At 64.3% G+C, this 17,096-nt stretch carries 16 protein-coding genes; 11 read left to right on the top strand and 5 right to left on the bottom strand.

The window, feature by feature from the left end:
- Window positions 1–98 precede the first annotated feature (98 nt).
- On the top strand, window positions 99–2,354 hold the full coding sequence (gene rnr / locus C8J30_RS05550; protein WP_110804749.1) for a ribonuclease R: 2,256 nt from the start codon (window positions 99–101) through the stop codon (window positions 2,352–2,354).
- A gap of 73 nt (window positions 2,355–2,427) precedes the next feature.
- Here the strand turns inward: rnr and C8J30_RS05555 are convergent, their stop codons facing one another.
- Window positions 2,428–4,026 carry a phosphoenolpyruvate carboxykinase gene (locus tag C8J30_RS05555; RefSeq protein WP_110804750.1) on the bottom strand — a complete coding sequence of 533 codons (1,599 nt, stop codon included), beginning with the start codon at window positions 4,024–4,026 and terminating at the stop codon, window positions 2,428–2,430.
- A 328-nt stretch (window positions 4,027–4,354) separates the two neighbouring features.
- Between C8J30_RS05555 and C8J30_RS05560 the strand changes: the two genes are divergently transcribed.
- The 7 genes from C8J30_RS05560 to C8J30_RS05590 are packed head-to-tail and all read left to right on the top strand — an operon-like array spanning window position 4,355 to window position 9,678.
- Window positions 4,355–5,056 carry a response regulator transcription factor gene (locus C8J30_RS05560; protein WP_110804751.1) on the top strand — a complete coding sequence of 234 codons (702 nt, stop codon included), beginning with the start codon at window positions 4,355–4,357 and terminating at the stop codon, window positions 5,054–5,056.
- Between the two features lie 2 nt (window positions 5,057–5,058).
- Window positions 5,059–6,792, top strand: coding sequence for a stimulus-sensing domain-containing protein (locus C8J30_RS05565; protein WP_394341913.1), 1,734 nt, complete (start codon window positions 5,059–5,061; stop codon window positions 6,790–6,792).
- A gap of 3 nt (window positions 6,793–6,795) precedes the next feature.
- A complete protein-coding gene (locus tag C8J30_RS05570) occupies window positions 6,796–7,215 on the top strand; it encodes an HPr kinase/phosphorylase (protein WP_110804752.1) in 420 nt (139 codons plus the stop codon).
- The gene (rapZ, locus tag C8J30_RS05575; RefSeq protein ID WP_110804753.1) at window positions 7,188–8,126 is read left to right on the top strand and encodes an RNase adapter RapZ; all 939 of its coding nucleotides are present in this window, start codon (window positions 7,188–7,190) and stop codon (window positions 8,124–8,126) included. Before C8J30_RS05570 ends, rapZ begins: the two co-directional genes overlap by 28 nt.
- Window positions 8,123–8,524, top strand: a complete 402-nt coding sequence (locus C8J30_RS05580) for a PTS sugar transporter subunit IIA (RefSeq protein ID WP_013068539.1) — start codon at window positions 8,123–8,125, stop codon at window positions 8,522–8,524. Before rapZ ends, C8J30_RS05580 begins: the two co-directional genes overlap by 4 nt.
- Window positions 8,521–8,793, top strand: a complete 273-nt coding sequence (locus C8J30_RS05585) for an HPr family phosphocarrier protein (RefSeq protein ID WP_110804754.1) — start codon at window positions 8,521–8,523, stop codon at window positions 8,791–8,793. The genes C8J30_RS05580 and C8J30_RS05585 overlap by 4 nt, the downstream gene beginning before the upstream one ends.
- A gap of 33 nt (window positions 8,794–8,826) precedes the next feature.
- Window positions 8,827–9,678 (top strand): lysophospholipid acyltransferase family protein, encoded by an 852-nt coding sequence (locus C8J30_RS05590; RefSeq protein ID WP_110804755.1) that lies wholly within the window; start codon window positions 8,827–8,829, stop codon window positions 9,676–9,678.
- An 81-nt stretch (window positions 9,679–9,759) separates the two neighbouring features.
- On the opposite strand, the gene C8J30_RS05595 is transcribed toward C8J30_RS05590, so the two are convergent.
- A complete protein-coding gene (locus C8J30_RS05595) occupies window positions 9,760–10,635 on the bottom strand; it encodes a 3-hydroxybutyryl-CoA dehydrogenase (protein ID WP_110804756.1) in 876 nt (291 codons plus the stop codon).
- Between the two features lie 174 nt (window positions 10,636–10,809).
- Between C8J30_RS05595 and C8J30_RS05600 the strand changes: the two genes are divergently transcribed.
- Window positions 10,810–11,631, top strand: a complete 822-nt coding sequence (locus C8J30_RS05600) for a DUF6473 family protein (RefSeq protein WP_110804757.1) — start codon at window positions 10,810–10,812, stop codon at window positions 11,629–11,631.
- Between the two features lie 65 nt (window positions 11,632–11,696).
- Here C8J30_RS05600 and C8J30_RS05605 read toward each other — a convergent pair whose 3' ends face one another.
- The 3 genes from C8J30_RS05605 to C8J30_RS05615 all read right to left on the bottom strand — a co-directional run bounded on the left by C8J30_RS05605 (window position 11,697) and on the right by C8J30_RS05615 (window position 14,376).
- Window positions 11,697–12,623 (bottom strand): electron transfer flavoprotein subunit alpha/FixB family protein, encoded by a 927-nt coding sequence (locus C8J30_RS05605; RefSeq protein WP_110804758.1) that lies wholly within the window; start codon window positions 12,621–12,623, stop codon window positions 11,697–11,699.
- Window positions 12,623–13,381: an electron transfer flavoprotein subunit beta/FixA family protein gene (locus C8J30_RS05610; protein ID WP_110804759.1), complete on the bottom strand. Its 759-nt coding sequence runs from the start codon at window positions 13,379–13,381 to the stop codon at window positions 12,623–12,625. The genes C8J30_RS05605 and C8J30_RS05610 overlap by 1 nt, the downstream gene beginning before the upstream one ends.
- Before the next feature lie 155 nt (window positions 13,382–13,536).
- Window positions 13,537–14,376, bottom strand: a complete 840-nt coding sequence (locus tag C8J30_RS05615) for an SDR family NAD(P)-dependent oxidoreductase (protein ID WP_110805014.1) — start codon at window positions 14,374–14,376, stop codon at window positions 13,537–13,539.
- Window positions 14,377–14,485: 109 nt separating this feature from the next.
- On the opposite strand from C8J30_RS05615, the gene parC reads away from it, so the two are divergent.
- Complete coding sequence (gene parC / locus C8J30_RS05620) at window positions 14,486–16,744, top strand: DNA topoisomerase IV subunit A (RefSeq protein ID WP_110804760.1); 2,259 nt, start codon at window positions 14,486–14,488, stop codon at window positions 16,742–16,744.
- Between the two features lie 255 nt (window positions 16,745–16,999).
- The coding region (locus C8J30_RS19345; protein ID WP_199505807.1) for a GTP-binding protein at window positions 17,000–17,096 on the top strand (97 nt) is incomplete at its 3' end.

Consider the following 17,096-nt stretch of genomic DNA (forward strand, 5'->3'; position numbering starts at 1 on the left):
GCCCTGACCGCTGATGCGTGGAAGTGCAAGCCCGCCCCGTGCAGTCCCCCTGTGCAGCCCCCACTTTCTTGCGCGGCCTTGTCGTGCTAGGCAAGGCCATGACCCATTCCCCCATCCCGACGAAGCAGCAGATCCTCGACTGGATCGCCGACAACCCCGATCAGGGGGCGAAACGCGATATCGCCAAGGCCTTCGGCCTGAAGGGCGCGGCAAAGATCGAATTGAAGCGCCTGCTGAAAGAGCTGACCACGGACGGTCAGATCAGCCGCAAGAAGCGCAGCTATCACGACAGCGCCAGCCTGCCGCCGGTGACGGTGCTCGAAATCCTGCCCGCCGACGGCATGGGCGATCTTTGGGCGCGGCCGGTGGAATGGGCCGGTCCGGGCGAGGCGCCGCGGATCGCCTTCCTGACCCGCAAGGACGATCCCGCCGTCGGCCCGGGCGAGCGCGTGCTGGCGCGGATTGCGCAGGGTTCCGAAGGCCCCGAGGCGCGGCTCATTCGCAAGATCGGGCAGGCGCGGCATCGCATCGTCGGCATCTTCCGCAAGGGCGCCGAGGGCGGGCGGATCACGCCGATCGACAAGGGCGAGATGAACGAATGGACCGTGCCGCCCGGCGCCACCAATGACGCCCGCGATGGCGAGCTGGTCGAGGCCGAGCAATCGGGGCCGAAGGGCCGGATGGGCCTGCCGCGGGCGCGGGTGATCGAGCGTCTGGGCGATCCGACCGCGCCGCGGGCGGTGTCGCTGATCGCCATTCACCAGCACGGCATTCCCGACGACTTCCCCGATGACGTGATCGCCGAGGCCGATGCGGAACTGCCTGCCGCCTTGGGCGATCGCGAAGACCTGACCGGCCTGCCCTTCGTCACCATCGACCCGGCCGATGCCCGCGACCGCGACGACGCCTGTTTCGTGCAACCCGATGACGATCCCGCGAACGAGGGCGGGTTCCTGCTCTGGGTGGCGATCGCCGACGTGGCGCATTACGTCCGCCCCGGCTCGGCGCTCGATCGCGAGGCGCGCAATCGCGGCAACTCCACCTATTTCCCAGACCGCGTCGTGCCGATGCTGCCCGACCGGCTGTCGGGCGATCTGTGTTCCCTGCACGAACATGTGCCGCGCGCGGTGCTGGCGGTGCGGATGAAGGTCTCCTCCGAGGGGCGCAAGATCTCGCATCGCTTTACCCGCGGCATCATCCGCTCGGTCGCCTCGCTTGAATACGGGCAGGTGCAGGCCGCGCAGGAGGGCCGCCCGGATGAAAAGACCGCGCCGCTGGTGGAAGAGATCATCGCTCCGATCTATGGCTGCTACCGGGCGATGACCCGGGCGCGGGCGGCGCGTCAGCCGCTGGACCTTGATCTGCCCGAGCGTCGGATCGAGATCGACGAGACGGGCAAGGTCGCCTCGGTCAAGTTCAAGGAACGGCTCGACGCGCATCGGCTGATCGAGGAATTCATGGTGCTGGCCAATGTCGCCGCGGCCGAGGAGCTGGAACGGCTGCGCCGTCCGCTGCTTTACCGCGTGCACGAGGAGCCGAGCCCCGAAAAGATCGATGCGTTGCGGGAAGTGGCGCAGGCCTCGGGGTTTTCGCTGGCCAAGGGGCAGGTGCTGAAGACCGCGCATCTGAACCGGCTTTTGAGCGAGGCCGAGGGCAGCGAGTTCGACGAGCTGATCAACATCTCCACCCTGCGGTCGATGACGCAGGCCTATTATGCGCCGCATAATCTGGGGCATTTCGGGCTGGCCTTGCGGTCTTACGCGCATTTCACCTCGCCCATCCGGCGCTATTCCGACCTGATCGTGCACCGGGCGCTGATTGCCGGGCATGGCTGGGGGAGCGATGGGCTCAGCCGCGACGACATCGCCCAGCTGGAAGACACCGCGCAGCATATCTCCGAGACCGAACGCCGCTCGATGGCGGCGGAGCGGGACACGACCGACCGGTATCTGGCGGCTTACCTCAGTGAACGGGTGGGCAGCGAGTTTACCGGGCGGATTTCCGGCGTGCAGAAATTCGGTGCCTTCGTGAAGCTCGACGAGACGGGCGCGGATGGTCTGGTGCCGATCCGCTCGGTCGGTCGCGAGTTCTTCCACTACGACCGCGATGCGCAACAGCTGATCGGGGCAGACAGCGGGATCACCCTTGGCATCGGACAGCGGGTTCTGGTGCGGCTGGCGGAAGCCGTGCCGGTGACCGGGGGCCTTGAGCTGGAATTGCTGGAGTTGGATGGCGAGGCGATGCCGGGCGCGGGCAAGGGTGGGCGCAAGCCCTTCCGTCCGGGGCGGAAATCGGTGGCCTTCAAGGCGAAGGAACGGGCGATTTCGCGCAAGGTGAAGCGCACGCGCAAGTAAGCGTCACATCGCACCAGCGCCAAAACGAAAGGGCCGGGGAAAACCCCGGCCCTTCGTCTGTCTGCCCGTGCGATCAGCCGATCGCGACGGCTTTCACGTCTTCGTCCACATAGGGGACGTATTGCGCGAAGTTGTCCGAGAACATCTTCACCAGTTTCGCGGCCTGCGCGTCATAGGCGGCCTTGTCGGCCCAAGTTTCGCGCGGGTTCAGCAGTTTCGCGTCGACGTCATGCGCGGCCACCGGCACTTCGAAGCCGAAGTTCGGGTCCTTGCGGAATTCGGCGTTGTTCAGCGACCCATCCAGCGCGGCGGTGAGCAGCGCACGGGTGGCCTTGATCGGCATCCGCTTGCCAACGCCGAAGGCGCCGCCGCTCCAGCCGGTGTTCACAAGCCAGCACGAGGCGCCGAACTGGGCGATCTTCGCGGCGAGAAGCTTGCCATAGACTTCCGGACGACGCGGCATGAAGGGCGCGCCGAAGCAGGTCGAGAAGGTCGGAACCGGTTCGACGATGCCGACTTCCGTGCCCGGGGTCTTCGAGGTGAAGCCCGAGAGGAAGTGATACATTGCCTGCGCGGGGGTCAGACGCGCGATCGGCGGCAGGACGCCATAAGCGTCGCAGGTCAGCATGATCACGTTCTTCGGATGGCCGCCAAGCGCGGTTTCCGAGGCGTTGCCGATGTAATGCAGCGGGTAAGCGCAGCGCATGTTCTCGGTCAGCGAGCTGTCGTAGAAGTCGAGTTCCAGCGTTTCCGGGTCATAGACCATGTTCTCGACCACGGTGCCGAACATCGAGCAGGTGTTGTAGATGTCCGGTTCCGCTTCTTTCGAGAGGTTGATGGTCTTGGCGTAGCAGCCGCCCTCGAAGTTGAAGATGCCCTTTTCCGACCAGCCATGCTCGTCGTCGCCGATCAGCACGCGCGACGGGTCGGCCGAAAGCGTGGTCTTGCCGGTGCCCGACAGGCCGAAGAACACCGCCGAGTCATCGGGGTTGTCGATCGCATGGTTGGCCGAGCAGTGCATCGCCATCACGCCCTTGCCGGGCAGGATGTAGTTGAGCAGCGTGAACACGCCTTTTTTGTTTTCACCGGCGTAAGCGGTGTTGCCGATCAGGATCAGCTTCTTGTCGAAGTTCAGCGCGATCACCGTTTCGGTGCGGCAGCCATGGCGTTCCGGGTCGGCCTTGAACGACGGGCAGTTGATGATCGTCCATTCCGGGCTGAACGTGTCGAGCTCTTCGCGCGCCGGACGGCGCAGCATGGTGCGCAGGAAGAGGCCGTGCCAGGCCAGTTCGGCAACCAGACGCACGTCCAGACGGTGGGCCGGGTCAGCACCGCCATAAAGGTCTTCGACGAAGAAATCCTTGCCCTTCATGTGCGCCAGCATGTCGGCATGCAGCACGTCGAATTTGGCCGGATCCATCGGCTTGTTGTTTTCCCACCAGATCGTGTCTTCCACGCTGGCAGTGCGCACGACGAACTTGTCTTTCGGCGAGCGGCCGGTGTGCTTGCCGGTCGAGCAATAGAACGCGCCACCTTTACCCAGAACGCCTTCGCCCCGTTTGATCGCTTCCTCGATCAGCGCGGGTTCCAGCAGGTTGTAATAGACGTTGCCGAGACCAGTGAGGCCCTGATCTTCCAGCTTTTTCGCCGGGTTCACGCGTCCGATGCTCATTTTCAGCTCCCGTTGCCGCCCTTGCGGCGCAGTGGTTCCTCCCGGTATCCGAAGGCGCCAGAATACCGATCCGCGCAATGAAATTGCGGATGAGGCCCTATAACATGTCGCAAATGCGAAGGAACAGAAGGGTTTGTCGCAGCTAGCGCAAACAGCGCCGATTTAGCGCCACCATCGCGCAGAGGTGAGACAAATTAGTCAAAGCTTCGTTTTTTTGCGCTCAGATGATTCCGGCAGACCGGCTGATTCGCACATCGCAGTTGATTCCGCGGGCCGGAAAGCAGACAATGTGCGTAAACATAATACTAAGAAGTATGAGGTGCAGGACATGTCGAGGATCGCGCTGGTCGACGATGATCGCAACATTCTGACGTCGGTCTCGATGACGCTCGAGGCGGAGGGCTACGAGGTCGAGACCTATAACGATGGTCAGGCCGCGCTCGACGCCTTCAGCAAGCGGCTGCCCGACATGGCGGTGCTCGATATCAAGATGCCGCGGATGGACGGGATGGAACTGCTGCAACGGCTGCGGCAGAAGACGACGATGCCGGTGATTTTCCTGACCTCGAAGGACGACGAGATCGACGAGGTTCTGGGCCTGCGCATGGGCGCCGACGATTACGTCAAGAAACCCTTCAGCCAGCGGCTTCTGGTCGAACGCATCCGCGCGCTGCTGCGTCGTCAGGAAGCGATCTCGACCGGCGAGGCTCCGGTGACCGAAGACACCAAGGTGATCGTGCGCGGCTCGCTGTCGATGGACCCGCTGCGCCATTCGGTGACCTGGAAGGGCCGCGAAGTGACGCTGACGGTGACCGAATTCCTGCTGCTGCAGGCGTTGGCGATCCGGCCGGGTTTCGTGAAGAGCCGCGATCAGCTGATGGACGTGGCCTATGATGATCAGGTCTATGTCGACGACCGCACCATCGACAGCCACATCAAGCGCCTGCGCAAGAAGATGCGCACGGTCGATGATGATTTCTCGGCGATCGAGACGCTTTACGGCATCGGCTATCGTTACAACGAAGAATGACGATTGCCGGATTTCTTGCAGCGGGGCGGAGGCGGGTGAACAAGGCCACCAAATCCGAGACGGATGTGGTTCTGGGCGAGGACTGGGTCGGGCCCAAGGGCGCGATCGATGAGGATCTGCTCAACGGCCGCCGGCGTCGCCGCTTCATCTCGCTCAACAACTCGCCTCTGGCGCGCAAGATCATCACCTTCAACCTGCTCGCCATGCTCGTCATGGTTGCCGGGGTGCTGTACCTGAACCCGTTCCGCGACTCTCTGGTGTTTCAGCGCGAAAGCGCCATCGTCAGCGAGGCGGAACTGATCGCCGATGTCTTCGAGGCGCGGATGCCTTCTGCCGCGCCGGTCAATCTGGCGGCGGGCGACGGCATCGATGTCCTTGAAGTGATGCGCGGGATCGAACTGCCCGAGGGCGCGACGATCTATGTCTTCGACGCGGCTGGGAGCCTGCTGGCGGATTCCGCCGCGGTCGGCACCGCTCCGCGCGAACATGTCGAGGGACTGGGCATCGATACCCGCTCGACGATGATTACCGATCTGCTGAACTCGGCCTGGGAATGGTTGACCTCTCTGGCGCATCGCACCCAGGAAGCCGCGCCGGTCGATACCCGCGCGATGGCCGAGTCGCTTCTGGGGCAGGTGAATGCCGAACAGACCGTGATGGCGACGCGGCGCAACATTTCGGGGGCGACGATCTTCACCGTCGCGACGGGGCTTTACCAGAACGGCAAGCGGGTCGGTGCGGTGGCGATGACCTCGGCCGCGGGCGAGATCGACAAGCTCGTGCGGGTCGAGCGCGAGCAGGTCCTGCAGATGTTCGTGGTCGCGATCATCGTCTCGATCGGGCTGTCGCTGGTGCTGGCCTCGACCATTGCCAATCCGCTGTCGGATCTGGCCGCCGCCGCAGAGATCGGGCGTGATCGCCATGCGCGCAAGATGACGCCCGGACGGGTCCGCATCCCCGACCTGACGGCGCGGCCCGACGAGATCGGGCGGCTCTCCGGTGCGCTGCGCGGCATGGTGGCGGCGCTTTACGACCGTATCGACGCGAACGAACAATTCGCCGCCGATGTCGCGCATGAGATCAAGAACCCGCTGGCCTCGCTGCGTTCGGCCGTGGCGTCGCTGCACGTGGTGAAGCGCGATGATCAGCGCACCCGGTTGCTGGAAGTGATCGACCACGACGTGAAGCGTCTGGACCGGCTGGTGAGCGATATCGCCAATGCCTCGCGGCTCGACAGCGATCTGGTCAAGGAAGAGGAAGAAACCTTCGACCTGCTGAAGATGGTCGGAAATCTGGGCGAATATCTGGGCAAGGAAGCGGCCTCGAAGGGGGTCGAGTTCATCACCGATCTGCCGCATGAACCGATCGAGATTACCGGGCTTGAGGAACGTCTGGCGCAGGTCTTCGTCAACCTGATCAGCAATGCGATCAGCTTCTGCGAAGAGGGGGACGCGGTGCGGGTCTGGGCACGCAAACGCGAAAACCGCGTGCTGGTCGTGGTCGAGGATACCGGCCCCGGCATTCCCGAACAGGCGCTGACCAAGGTCTTCAAGCGTTTCTATTCGCAACGCCCCGAGGGGCAGTTCGGCGATCACTCCGGCCTTGGGCTGGCGATCTCGAAGCAGATCGTCGAGGCGCATGGCGGCGTGATCTGGGCCGAGAACATCCGCCCCACCGATGCCGACATCACCTCGGAACCGCTCGGCGCCCGGTTCGTCGTCGGCCTGCCGGTCTGAGCCTTGGACGGGCCGCTGCATGCCACGGCGGTCGCGCTGAGCCCCGAAGCGGGGGTGCTGATCCTCGGTCCCTCCGGCTCCGGCAAGTCGAGCCTCGCGCTGCGGCTGATGGCTTTCGGTGCGGCCCTGGTGGCCGATGACCGGGTGATCTTGATGGTCGAAGACGGCGCATTGATCGCCCGCTGCCCGCCGCCGATCGCCGGTCTGATCGAGGCGCGCGGCGCAGGCATCCTGCGCGCAGCGCCGATGACGCAGGCGCGGATCGTTCTGGCGATCGACATGGGGCAGGAGGAGACCGAAAGACTGCCTCAATCACGCGAGATTGCCTTCCGGGGCGTCACCCTGCCTCTTGTGCTGCGCCTGCAACATGGTCATCTTGAAGCGGTGATCCTGCAATGGCTGAAAGCCGGGAGAGCGATGTGAACGAGCGCGCGGCAGCGGAGACGACGAACCGTCTGGTTCTTGTCACCGGCCCCTCCGGGGCGGGGCGCACCACCGCCATCGCCGCGCTCGAAGACATGGGCTACGAGGCGATCAACAACCTGCCGCTGTCTCTGGTGCCACGACTGATCGACGGCCCGCTGCCCCGGCCGATGGCACTTGGCATCGACGTGCGCAACCGCGATTTCTCGGTCGCGGCGATGATCGAGCTGATCGACTGGCTGACGCGCGAGCCGGGGTTGCTGCTCGAGGTTCTTTATCTTGACGCCACGCCCGAGGCGCTGATCCGCCGCTATTCCGAAACCCGGCGCCGCCATCCCCTGGCGCCCGATGCGCAGCCGGTCTCTGGCATCGATCAGGAGATCGACATGCTCGGTCCGATCAAGGTCCGCGCCGATGTGCTGATCGACAGTTCGAACATGAGCCCGCACGACCTGCGCGCCGAGGTGCTGCGCTGGTTCGACATGGGGCAGATTTCCCGGCTGGCGGTGTCCTTGCACAGCTTCAGCTACAAGCGCGGCGTTCCGCGTGGTCTCGACATGATGTTCGATTGCCGGTTCTTGGCGAATCCCCATTGGGTCGAGGCGCTGCGCCCGCTCACCGGGCTTGATCCGGCGGTCGCGGCGCATGTGCAGGCAGACGCCCGCTATCAACCCTTCATTCAGAAGGTGTGTGATCTACTGCTGTTTCAACTTCCGGCCCATCTTGACGAGGGCAAGGCCCATCTGGCTGTGGGCTTTGGATGTACTGGCGGGCAACACAGATCGGTTGCCGTAACGGAAGCGGTGGCCAAGGCCCTTGCGCAGGCGAACTGGCAAGTGTCTAAACGGCACAGGGAGCTTGAACGGCGGGCACAGGCCATGCCCACAGGGAAAGAGGCAGAGGGCGCGTGATCGGAATCGTGATCGTGGCACATGGGGGTTTGGCGCGGGAATATCTCGCGGCGGTCGAACATGTTGTCGGCCCTCAGGAAGGCATTCGCGCCATCACCATCGAAGACGATCATGACAGGGCTGCGAAACAGGCCGAGATCCGCGCCGCGGCCGATGCGGTCGACAGTGGCGCCGGGGTTGTCGTCGTCACCGACATGTTTGGCGGCTCGCCCTCGAACCTGAGCCTGATGGCCTGCGAGGCCGGTGGGCGCGAGATCATCTATGGTGCCAATCTTCCCTTGCTGATAAAGCTCGCCAAATCGCGGTCGCTGGGCGTGCATGCGGCGGTGGAAGCCTCGCTTGATGCCGGTCGCAAATATATCAATTGCTATTCGACGGGCGGAGCCTCGGCCAAGTGAGTGTCAGCAAGGTCTTGAAGATCGTGAACGAAAAGGGCCTGCATGCGCGGGCCTCGGCGCGGTTCGTGGAAGTGGTCGAGGCGCATGACGCGCGGGCCGATGTCGAAAAGGACGGGATGAAGGTCTCGGGCGATTCGATCATGGGGCTCCTGATGCTCGCCGCCTCGCGCGGGACGACGATCGAAGTCACGACCTTCGGCACCGAAGCCGACAAGCTGGCCAATGCGCTTGAAGCGCTGGTTGCGGACCGCTTCGGCGAAGAGATGTAAGCCGCAAGGCAAGGGGAATGCGTCGTGAACGACATGCAACGAGGCGGCCCGGTGGCGGCCGAGCCAAAGCCCTATGACATCAAGCGGCTCTCCTACGCGGGCACTTTCACCAATCCGTGGAAGGCGAACGCGATCCGCACGATCGAATGGCTGACGGCGAAATGGACGCTGTTGCAGCTGATCCGCAAGTTCGAACGCCGCGGCGCTCCGGTCGGGCAACCGTTCTGGCCGCAGGCGCTGGAGATCATGGGGATCGATGTGAAGACCCCGCCCGAGCAGATCGCCCGCATCCCCGCGACCGGGCCGCTCGTCGTCGTCGCGAACCATCCGCACGGGCTCGTCGATGGCATGGTGCTGGCTTGGCTGATCGGGCAGGTGCGGACCGATTACAAGATCCTGACCCGTTCGCTGCTGACAGGAATTCCCGAAATCGAGGAATTCATGCTGCCTGTGCCCTTCCCGCATGAACCGAATGCGCAGGAAGAAAGCCTGAAGATGCGGGCGGAATGCATGGCGCAGCTGAAGCGCGGCGGGGTGATCGTGCTTTTCCCGGCTGGCGCAGTCGCCCATTCCGAGACCTTCTTCGGCCCGGCGATCGAGGGGGAATGGAACCCCTTCACCGCAAAGATGCTGGCGCGCTCGGGGGCCTCCGTGCTGCCGATCTACTTTCCCGGCAAGAACTCGCGCGCCTATCAGATCGCCAACAAGCTGGGTGCGACGCTGCGGCAAGGCTTGCTGCTGCATGAAATCAAGCGCGCGCTGTTCAAGCCGCAAGCGCCGGTGATCGGTCATCCGAAAACCGCCACTGAGATGGCCGAGGCGCTGAAACACCCCCGCCAGTTCCTCGCCGATCTGCGCGCCGAAACCCTTGCGCTGCGGAACTGAATAAGGGGCCTCAAGCGGCCCCTTTTCATCTTGCCGAAAATACCTCGGGGTGCGGGGCAGAGCCCCGCTCCGCCGCCGCCCTCAGCGCGTCGGCACCGGCGTCTCGCCGCGGTAGTCATAAAACCCCCGCCCGGTCTTGCGCCCCAGCCACCCGGCTTCGACATATTTCGTAAGCAGCGGGCAGGGCCGGTATTTCGTATCCGCCAGCCCGTCATAAAGCACGTTCATGATCGCCAGACAGGTGTCGAGCCCGATGAAATCGGCCAGCTCCAGCGGCCCCATCGGATGGTTCGCGCCAAGCTTCATCGCCATGTCGATCGACTGCACGTTGCCCACGCCTTCGTAAAGCGTATAGACCGCCTCGTTGATCATCGGGATCAGGATGCGGTTGACGATGAAGGCCGGGAAATCCTCGGCCGAGGCCGGGGTCTTGCCCAGACGCTCGATCACGCCCAGAAGCGTGCGGTAGGTTTCCTCGCCCGTCGCGATGCCGCGGATCAGCTCGACAAGCTGCATCACTGGCACCGGGTTCATGAAATGCACGCCGATGAATTTCTCGGGTCGGTCGGTGCGCGAGGCCAGCCGGGTGATCGAGATCGACGAGGTGTTGCTGGCCAGAATCGTCTCCGGCTTCAGATGCGGCAACAGGCTGTCGAAGATCGCCTGCTTGACCGGCTCGCGTTCCGTCGCCGCTTCGATGATCAGATCGGTCTGGCCCAGATCGGCAATCGTCAGCGTCGTGCGGATCCGGCCCAGTGCCGCATCGCGCTCCTCGTGCGAGATCTTGCCCCGATGCACCTGCCGGTCGAGGTTCTTTCCGATCGTCCCCATCGCCCGTTCAAGGCTTTCGGGGGCGACGTCGTTGAGCAACACGTCATAGCCCGACAGGGCAAAAACATGGGCGATGCCGTTGCCCATCTGTCCGGCGCCCACGACACCCACGGTCAAGATCGTCATTTCGTTTCCTTCTTTCGGATTTGACCAAGTCTAAGCCCGGCGCTGCACCGCGGCAAGGGGGCGCCGCCATCGCCGCAAAATAGCCAGATTGTGTCAATTTTCTCTTTAGCTCTTTAGCAAGGCTTTCCAGTCAAACCTGCCTATGGGTGAGTCGAAATCTACAAGGTGGGATGAATGGCCTTTGAATACACGGGCAGCGGTGCCCTGGACTATTTTCCATGCCGATATGGCAAGTCGAAGCTTCTGTTTCGGGGACCGCGCCGCGATCTGACGAAGCCTTTTGTGGCGGCGATGGGGGGAAGTGAAACCTACGGCAAGTTTGTGGCTGAGCCCTGGCCCGTGCTGCTCGAGGATCGTCTGGATTTCCCGGTGGTGAACTTCGGGTATCTGAATGCGGGCATCGATGTCTTTTACAGCGAGCCGCAACTGCCCGAGGCGACGAAATCGACCTCGCTTTCGATCATCCAGTTGCTTGGCGCGCCGAACATGTCGAACCGCTTCTATGCGGTGCATCCGCGTCGCAACGACCGATTCCTGCGTGCCTCGAACCTGATGCGCGCGGTCTTCAATGATGTCGATTTCACCGAGTTCAACTTTACCCGCCACATGCTCAGCACGCTGCAAACCTATGCGCCGGACCGGTTCGAGACGTTGGTGACCGAGTTGCGGGCGGCCTGGGTGGCGCGGATGCGCGGGCTTCTGGAAAAGGTGACCGGACCGAAGCTGCTGTTGTGGCTGGGCGACTATCGCGATCCGCTGACCGCCGATCCCTTGGGGGCCGAACCGTTGCTGATCACCCAGGCGATGGTCGACGAGATCTCGCCGCTGGCGCAGGGGCTGGTCAAGGTGCAGCCCTCGGTGATGGCGCGCTCGACCGGCACGGTGGGGATGCATTTCGGCCCGATGGAAGAGCCTGCGGCGATGACGATGCCGGGGCCGCTCGTGCATCAGGAAGTGGCCGAAGCGCTGATTCCGGCCGTTCGGAAGTTCCTGTAACTTCGGAATACCGGCAAAGGAAAAGCCCCGCCAGTGGCGGGGCTTTCTGTTTCGCGTCGCCCGGATCAGAGCTTGTCGGCGAGTTCCGGCACCGCCGTGAACAGATCCGCGACGAGGCCGTAATCGGCGACCTGGAAGATCGGCGCCTCTTCGTCCTTGTTGATCGCGACGATGATCTTGCTGTCCTTCATCCCGGCCAGATGCTGGATCGCGCCCGAGATGCCGACGGCGACGTAAAGCTCCGGCGCGACGACCTTGCCGGTCTGCCCGACCTGCCAGTCGTTCGGCGCAAAGCCAGAGTCGACGGCGGCGCGCGAGGCACCGACGGCGGCGCCGAACTTGTCGGCCAGCTTCTCGATCAGCGCGAAGTCGGCTTGCGAGCCCACGCCACGGCCGCCCGAGACGACGATCTTCGCCGAGGTCAGTTCGGGGCGGTCCGAAGCGGCCACCTTGTCTTCGACCCAGGACGACAGACCCGCAGCGGTTTCGCCCGAGATCGTCTCGACCGCGGCCGCGCCGCTGGCGCCCACCGCGCCGAAGGTGGCGGTGCGGACGGTGAAGACCTTGACCTTGTCGGCCGACTTCACGGTCTGGATCGCGTTGCCCGCATAGATCGGACGCTCGAAGGTGTCGGCGTCGATCACGGCGGTGATGTCGGTGATCATCATCACGTCGAGCAGGGCGGCGACGCGCGGCAGCACGTTCTTCGCCGCGGCGGTCGAGGCGGCGGCAACGTGGCTGTAGCCCGAGGCGAGACCGACGATCAGCGCGGCGGTGGCTTCGGCCATGCCGTGGCAATAGTCATGCGCGCCCGCGAAAAGCACCTTCGAGACGCCGTCCAGCTTCGCGGCCTCGGCGGCGGCAGCTTCGCCCCCTTGACCGGCGACCAGCACATGCACCTCGCCCAGCGACTTCACGGCCGAAAGGGTTTTCGCAACCGCATCGGTGGCCAGTTGGCCGCCATTCACGTCAGCAAGCAGAAGAACAGCCATCAGATCACCCCCGCGTCCTTGAGTTTGCCGATCAGCTCGTCGACCGAGCCGACCTTGATGCCGGCGGCGCGGCCAGCCGGTTCGGCGGTCTTCACCACGGTCAGGCGCGGCGTGACGTCGACGCCGTAATCGGCGGCGGTCTTCTCGGCCAGTTCCTTTTTCTTCGCCTTCATGATGTTCGGCAGCGAGGCATAGCGCGGCTCGTTCAGGCGCAAATCGGCGGTGACCACGGCCGGAAGCTTGACCGAAATCGTCTGCAGACCGCCGTCGACTTCGCGCGTCACCTTGGCCGCATCGCCCGCGATCTCGACCGACGAGGCGAAGGCCGCCTGCGACCAGCCGAGCAGCGCCGCAACCATCTGGCCGGTCGCGTTCATATCATTGTCGATCGCCTGCTTGCCGGTGATGATCAGGCCGGGCTGCTCTTCGGCGGCCACTTTCGCGATGATCTTCGCCACGGCGAGCGGCTCGATGTCGGTATGCACGTCATCGGCAGCCACGACGAGGATGGCGCGGTCCGCCCCCATCGCCAGCGCCGTGCGCAGGGTTTCCTGGGCCTGTTTCACGCCCACGGACACGACGACGATCTCGGTCGCGACGCCCTTTTCCTTCAGCCGGATCGCCTCTTCGACGGCGATCTCGTCGAAGGGGTTCATCGACATTTTCACGTTCGCAAGATCGACCCCGCTGCCATCCGCCTTCACACGGACTTTCACGTTGTAGTCGATCACGCGCTTCACAGGCACGAGGACCTTCATCGGCGGTGTCTCCCTAGGTTTCGAAGGCGCCCCCGAGGGGGCGGATTCTTGCATCGGAAATTTTGTTACAATGCGACCGCAGCAAAAGACAGAAGAAAAACGACGCCGTATGGTGTCGCTACGTCACGTCGCGACGGCTTGCGGGCGAAATCCCCTCAGGCTTTGGAAAACATCCAGTCCTGCGCGGCCAGCGGCAGAATCCGCCGCGCGATCGCGGCCAGCCAGGTCGCCTTGGTGACGAAGTAATGCGACTTCGGTTTCGGATCGGTCAGGGCGCGCAACAGCTGTTCGGTCACCGCCGAACAGGGCAGCTCGAACGTGTCGGGCTTGCCCGAGGGCGTGTAGAGCCGCTTCAGGAGCGAGGTTTCATAGTGTTCGCGCCGGGCCGAGGCTTTCCAGTCGATCCATTTCTCGAAATGCGGGATCGAATTGACCCGGATCTTCGTCGGGATCGGCCCGGGGTTCAGCGTGATGATGTGGATGCCTGTGTCGCGCATCTCGCGGCGCAGCACCTCGGTCAGGCCTTCGAGCGCAAATTTGGTGGCCACATAGGCGCCGCGCCAGCGGATGCCGACCAGCCCCAGCACCGAGGAACACTGGATGATCCGGCCCTCGCCATTCTCGCCATAGGCCCGCATCACCTTGATGGCGCGGATGGTCAGGTCATGCAGGCCGAAAAGGTTGGTCTCGAAGATTTCGCGAAGCGCGCCCGGGGGCAGATCCTCGGCTGCGCCCGGGCAGCCATAGGCGGCATTGTTGTAAAGCGCATCCAGACGGCCGTTCGCCCGGGCCAAGGCCTCGTTGAAACCCGCCTCGATCGAGGCGGGGTCCGAAAGATCAAGCGGGAAGGAAATCAGCCCCTCGGCGCGCAGCCGGGCACAATCTTCCTCGCGCCGGCAGGTGGCCAGAACCTTCCAGCCCGCCTTTTGCAGCCCATGCGCCGCGTCATAGCCGATGCCCGAAGAGCAGCCGGTGATCAGGATCGTCTTCGCCATCGTCATCCCCCGTGTTTCGTCCCAGATAGGCGAAGCCCTGCCGCGCGACAACGGGTTTGGCCGGTCTTTGTGCTGGACCGGGGGGCGGTCCCGAATTACACCGCGGGATATGAGCAGCGACGACGAAACCCCGACTTCCGCAACCCATGCCGAACCGCTTTCGCGGGCGATCGGCGAGCGTTACCTGACCTATGCGCTCTCGACGATCATGCACCGGGCGCTGCCCGATGCGCGCGACGGGCTGAAGCCGGTGCACCGGCGCATCCTGTTTGCGATGCGCGAGCTGAAGCTGACCTCGACCGGCGGGTTCCGGAAATCGGCGAAGATTTCGGGCGACGTGATGGGGAACTATCACCCGCATGGCGACGCTGCGATCTATGATGCGATGGCGCGTCTGGCGCAGGATTTCGCCATGCGCTACCCGCTGGTGGACGGGCAGGGGAACTACGGCAACATCGATGGCGACGGTCCGGCGGCAAGCCGCTACACCGAGGCCCGTCTGGCCTCCCCGGCCGAGGCGCTGCTGGAAGGTCTGGCCGAGGATTCGGTCGATTTCCGCCCGAACTATGACGGCACGCTGACCGAGCCGGTCGTGCTGCCCGCAGCCTTTCCGAACCTCTTGGCGAATGGCGCTTCGGGGATTGCCGTCGGCATGGCGACGAACGTGCCGCCGCACAACCTGGATGAGCTGGTCGATGGCTGTCTGGCGATGATCGCCGAGCCCGGGATCGACGATGCAAGGCTCGTCGATCTGATTCCCGGGCCGGATTTTCCGACCGGCGGCGTGATTGTTGAACCCAAGGCGAATATCCTTGAGGCCTATCGCACCGGGCGCGGCGCGTTCCGGCTGCGGGCGCGGTGGGCGCTGGAGGATCTGGGCCGCGGTCAGTGGCAGATCGTCGTCACCGAGATCCCCTATCAGGTGCAGAAGGCCAAGCTGATCGAGCGACTGGCCGAGCTGATCGAGACGAAAAAAGTCCCCGCGCTCGCCGATGTGCGCGACGAAAGCGCCGAGGATGTGCGGATCGTGCTGGAGCCCCGCGCGCGGACGGTCGAACCGGCGCAGCTGATGGGAATGCTGTTTCGGAATTCGGAACTTGAGGTGCGCTTCAGCCTGAACATGAACGTGCTGATCGACGGTCGGGTGCCGAAGGTCTGCTCGTTGAAAGAAGTGCTGCGGGCGTTTCTGGACCACCGTCGCGACGTGCTCTGCCGCCGCTCGCGGCACCGGCTGGAGAAGATCGCGAACCGGCTCGAAGTGCTCGAAGGCTATATCATCGCCTTCCTGAACCTCGACCGGGTGATCGAGATCATCCGCACCGAGGATGATCCGAAGGCCGCGTTGATGGCCGAGAACTGGGCGACCGAGGCGGGGGCGGCGGTGCATCTGACCGAGGTGCAGGCCGAGGCGATCCTGAACATGCGGCTGCGCAGCTTGCGGCGGCTTGAGGAAATGGAGCTGCGCGCCGAGCGCGATGATTTGCTGAAGGAGCGCGATGGGCTGGAGGCGCTGCTGGCGTCCGAGGTCGCGCAATGGGCGCAGATCTCGACCGAGCTGACGGATCTGCGCAAGACCTGGGGCAAGGCGACGAAGGTCGGCGCGCGGCGAACCGATTTCGCCGAAGCGGGCGAAGTCGAGGAAGTGCCGATCGAGGCGATGATCGAGCGCGAGCCGATCACGATGATCCTGTCGAAAATGGGCTGGGTCCGGGCGATGAAGGGGCACCAGCCGCTCGATGCCGAGGTGAAGTTCAAGGACGGCGACGGCATGGCCTTTGCGCTTCATGCCGAGACGACGGACCGGATCGTGCTGATGGGCTCGAACGGGCGGGCCTGGACGCTTCTGGGCGCGAACCTGCCCGGCGGGCGGGGGATGGGCGAGCCGGTGCGGCTGATGCTCGAGATGCCGAACGAGGTCGAGGTGACCCATGTTCTGGTGCCGAAACCGGGCGAGAAATATCTGCTGGCTTCGTCCGAAGGGGATGGGTTCATCGTTCCGGCCGAAGAGCTGATCGCCTCGACCCGGACCGGCAAGCAGGTGCTGAACATGGGCGACGGCGTGCGCACGCGGGTGTGTCGGCTGGCCACGGGCGACGCGGTGGCCTGTGTCGGCGAGAACCGCAAGCTCTTGGTCTTCCCGCTCGAGGAACTGCCCGAGATGGCGCGGGGCAAGGGCGTGCGGTTGCAGAAGTTCAAGGATGGCGGACTGTCCGATGCGATCACCTTCCGCATGGCGGAGGGTCTGAGCTGGAAGGATCCGGCCGGGCGGACGCGGACCGAGGCGGATCTGTCGGAATGGCTGGGCAAACGGGCGAGTGCCGGGCGGATGGCGCCGCGCGGATTCCCACGCGACAACCGGTTCCCCTGACCGGAGGCTGGCGGTTCCCCTGAGGGGGTTTCGGGCGCGGTCGCGCCCGACCCGCGCGGGGGCTCCGCCCCCGCACCCCCGGGCGTATTTTGCCAAGGAAAAGCAGGGCCAGGCCCGGCCGTGTCGTTTCGGGGACGGGCTTTGGCGCGGCAAGCGGCCTTGCGCGAACCGGGCTTGATTTTTCCCCATTTCGGCAATAGGGAACGCGCCATATTCAATGGGCCGACGCCGGCCCCCGAACCAGAGGCGCCCGAAATGGCAAAGGCAAAGTTTGAACGGACGAAACCGCACGTCAACATCGGCACGATCGGCCACGTTGACCACGGCAAGACGACGCTGACGGCGGCGATCA

Source organism: Rhodobacter viridis, from assembly GCF_003217355.1.
Classification (GTDB): Bacteria; Pseudomonadota; Alphaproteobacteria; order Rhodobacterales; family Rhodobacteraceae; genus Rhodobacter; species Rhodobacter viridis.